Origin of the sequence: Moorena sp. SIO2C4 (genome assembly GCF_010672485.1) — a bacterium.
GTDB lineage: Bacteria > Cyanobacteriota > Cyanobacteriia > Cyanobacteriales > Coleofasciculaceae > Moorena > Moorena producens.
On record NZ_JAAHGN010000830.1, the window covers coordinates 1 to 3,452 of the forward strand.

Here is a 3,452-nt window from a genome sequence, read left to right on the forward strand (position 1 = left end):
ACAGCCAGTCAAGTAATTTGGCATTTTTCAACCCCGGATGCCAGAGTCAAACTTAAACATCTTTATCCAGTGTTTGAAGAGGAAGAGATGGCAGATTCTAATGCACCAAATTAGCTGTGTCAGTCCAGTAGGGTGCGTTAGGGGGGGTTCTCATTTTCAGCCTCTAACGCCAGGGTTGGCACAGCCCGCCCCGTAACGCACCACCGGGTCAAACAGCTTTTAGGAGATGCACCCCAAAAGGTTACTGTGCTCTATCTTTTTTATTTGATTTCGGAGATGATCATTAGTAAACTGGAAATATATTATATACCATAATTATGAGGTACATTCAATAAAATTATGCTAAATCAATGGAATTGGGAAAAAACAACTACTGCAATAGGGTTGATTATTTCCGCTGTTGGTATTGTCGTCGCTATTGTTACACCAGAAATTAGATGCTTGATTCCAATCATCAACCAAAATTGTCCAAAAGGGCATTGCAAATCGTTATTCAAGAATAATCAAAGAATTGAAGCAAAATATAATCGGACAGACCTTAAACATCTAGAGTTTGGAGAAGTCGAAAATCTAGAGATAATAGAAAGAGATAACGATACATTGGTAACAGGTATAGTGTATCTTCTTGACCATCCATATCCTGGAAACAAGAACCTAGAACAAATATCAGTAACAAGTGGTAAATATACTCATAAGTTTCCCAACCCTGTAAGATTTCAAATCAACTATAATAAAAACGATACATGGGATTTAGATTGGTATGATGTTTCAGGCACAAAATTAGTGGGTAAGGGGCAATGTCAAAATGCTAAAATAGCAACAGGAAGGCTGAGATACCCCGACGGGCATCATACTTACAATATAATTTTTGAACCTATTCAACAATAAAACTTTGGAAATTATAAAACCTGTCCTTGATTTACGGGTGCATCAACAGAAGGATTAGTATATATACCCGGTGGTGCGTTACGGGACGGGCTGTGCCAACCCTGGCGTTAGAGCTGAAAATAAAGGCGAGCCCGTCCCTAACACACCCTACGCAACTCTTGCCTTTCCCTATTGCTAGCATGCCTATTGCTAGCATGCCTATTGCTAGCATGCCTATTGCCTCTTGCCTTCCCCTAAGGTAGTCTGTTAAGAAGTTAAAAGTCACCATGGATATTCTCTACGACCATCAAATGTTTGCCATCCAGAAATTTGGTGGTATATCCCGAATTTTTATTGAATTAATCCGAGAGTTATCGCCAAACTCTGACTGCTCAATTCATTGGCATCGTGGCATCAAGACCGATGGGTACGATATCTCAGAGTATCGCGCTCAACTCACCGGATATGGGGTGATACCAAAATTTCCCTTTCCAACAGGTAAGGCTATTAATGACACTATCAATAAACTATCCTTTCAATGGTTTGTCCGTAGATTTGGTAGACAATATGATATCTATCATCCTACCTACTATGATGCTGACTTAGTGGAGATTGTTAAACCTAAGAAACTTGTAATAACAATCCATGATATGATTCCGGAAAAATTTTTATCAGGACAAGCTAAGTTTCAGCCATTAATTAAAAATAAGCAACAGCTAGTTGAACAAGCCGATTTAATTTTTGTAGCTTCCGAAAATAGCCGAAATGATTTAGTAGAATTATTGGGAGTTAATCCGCAAAAAACTAAAGTAACCTATTGGGCAAGTCGAATTCAAGACGCTAAAGAATTTGAATTACCAAAGGATTGCCTTAGTCAGCCTTACTTCCTTTATGTGGGAACTCGTTCAAAATATAAAAATTTTGAAATAGTCCTCAAAGCGTTTGCTGCTAGTCCTAAATTACGGGATAATTTAAAATTAGTCTGTTTTGGGGGTTCCTGTGATTTTTTGGAATCCGAATTAAGGGTTATGGAAGAGCATAATATGCGGCAAAATTTTATCTATCTTAGGGGTGATGATGCCCTACTCAAAACCCTATATCGTAATGCCCAAGCCCTAATTTATACTAGCCGCTATGAAGGATTTGGTTTACCGCCCCTAGAGGCAATGGAATGCCAATGTCCAGTTATCTGCTGCTTAACCTCTTCCTTGCCTGAGGTGGTAGGAGATGCAGCTAGTTTATTTGAGCCAGATTCTGTGGATGGACTAGTTAACGCTATGGAGATAGTTGTAGAAGACTCAGAACATCGGGCATCTATGATTGAGAAAGGACGGCAACGTGCTAAGCTTTTCACATGGGAAAAGACTGCTCAACTGACTTTGGATGGCTATCGGTCAATTAGCTGATGAATCCCGGAGATAAGCTTTAAAAATCTGGCTATTATAGGTAAATTTTTATTACAAAATAAAACATTTTTGGTGCTAACCTTTTAACATATTCATATTATTACCGTTTTAGTTAATGGTGTTTTTATCAATGGTTATTGAGGGTGATGAAAAATAAATTAATCAATTACCATGTTTCTAATATTTGCTTGTTACTACTATGTCTGTTTTGTGTAGCATTAAACTCATCTTTTGGTCGGCAAATTTGGATTGATGAGTTTTTACATTTTGCTTTCGGTAGCTATGACACAACGGCTGAAGCTTGGAACGCTATCAGTCAGTCTATTCTAACGATTAATCATGGACAAACAGGCATTTATATGCTTATTGACCACTGGTTGATGCAGCTCTTTGGTGCTAACATCTTTTGGCTAAGATTTCCCAGTATTTTCTCTGGTTTGGTCTTGTTTTTAGCAGCAATTTATCTTTTCCGTCTTTGGGGCATGCCCTTTTTCTGGCAAGTGATTGGTATTCTTGCTCTTTTTTCTCAAACTCAGCTAATGTATTTTGTGGGTGAAGCCCGGCCTTATATGCCTTTAGTAACTGCTACCGTTTGTACCTTAGCCTATTACAGTACCCCTTTGCCCCAAAGAACCCGTGCTATTTTTACATTTTTTGGATTATTTTCTATTTTAATGGGGGTACTATTCCATCCTTATTTTTCTGTTTATTGGTTGGCAATTATTGTATTTACATACTTGCAAAAATTGATTCAAACGGGCGAAAAAATTTCAATTAACTCTGTTCTTAAACATACTAATATTCCTCTTTCTGTCCTGGGCACAATAGTCTATTTTACTTTAGGCTTATCAACTTGGTTACGAGGGCGTCCAGAATTTACATTTGATCCTTTTCATTGGGTAAAAAAGGATGATTTAATCATCACTTTTATGGACTTGAGTCATTTTGAATTCTTAGAAAAATTTTTAGACCCATTGCTGATTATTATTTTCGTGATTTTCTCGATTATTATAGTTTACCCAAAACTTAGGAAAGTTTATCTTAAAGACCTGATCAGTCCGGTTTTGTTAATAATTATAGCCTTGGGAATATCTATATTTTTATCTTATGTCTCTTTTCGGAGTGACTATTGGATTCTACCAAGACAATGGGTAGCTTCAATCTCACTTGTTCCTTTGA

Annotated in this window: 3 protein-coding genes; all 3 read left to right on the forward strand. The window is 37.5% G+C overall.

The annotated features are described in order from the left end of the window. The first annotated feature begins 339 nt into the window (after positions 1 to 339). Positions 340 to 888, forward strand: coding sequence for a hypothetical protein (locus F6K20_RS29855; RefSeq protein ID WP_008188075.1), 549 nt, complete (start codon positions 340 to 342; stop codon positions 886 to 888). 266 nt (positions 889 to 1,154) lie between these two features. Further along, positions 1,155 to 2,273: a glycosyltransferase family 4 protein gene (locus F6K20_RS29860; RefSeq protein ID WP_287297114.1), complete on the forward strand. Its 1,119-nt coding sequence runs from the start codon at positions 1,155 to 1,157 to the stop codon at positions 2,271 to 2,273. A 146-nt stretch (positions 2,274 to 2,419) separates the two neighbouring features. Next, a partial coding sequence (locus F6K20_RS29865; RefSeq protein ID WP_287297116.1) for a glycosyltransferase family protein occupies positions 2,420 to 3,452 on the forward strand: 1,033 nt, incomplete at its 3' end.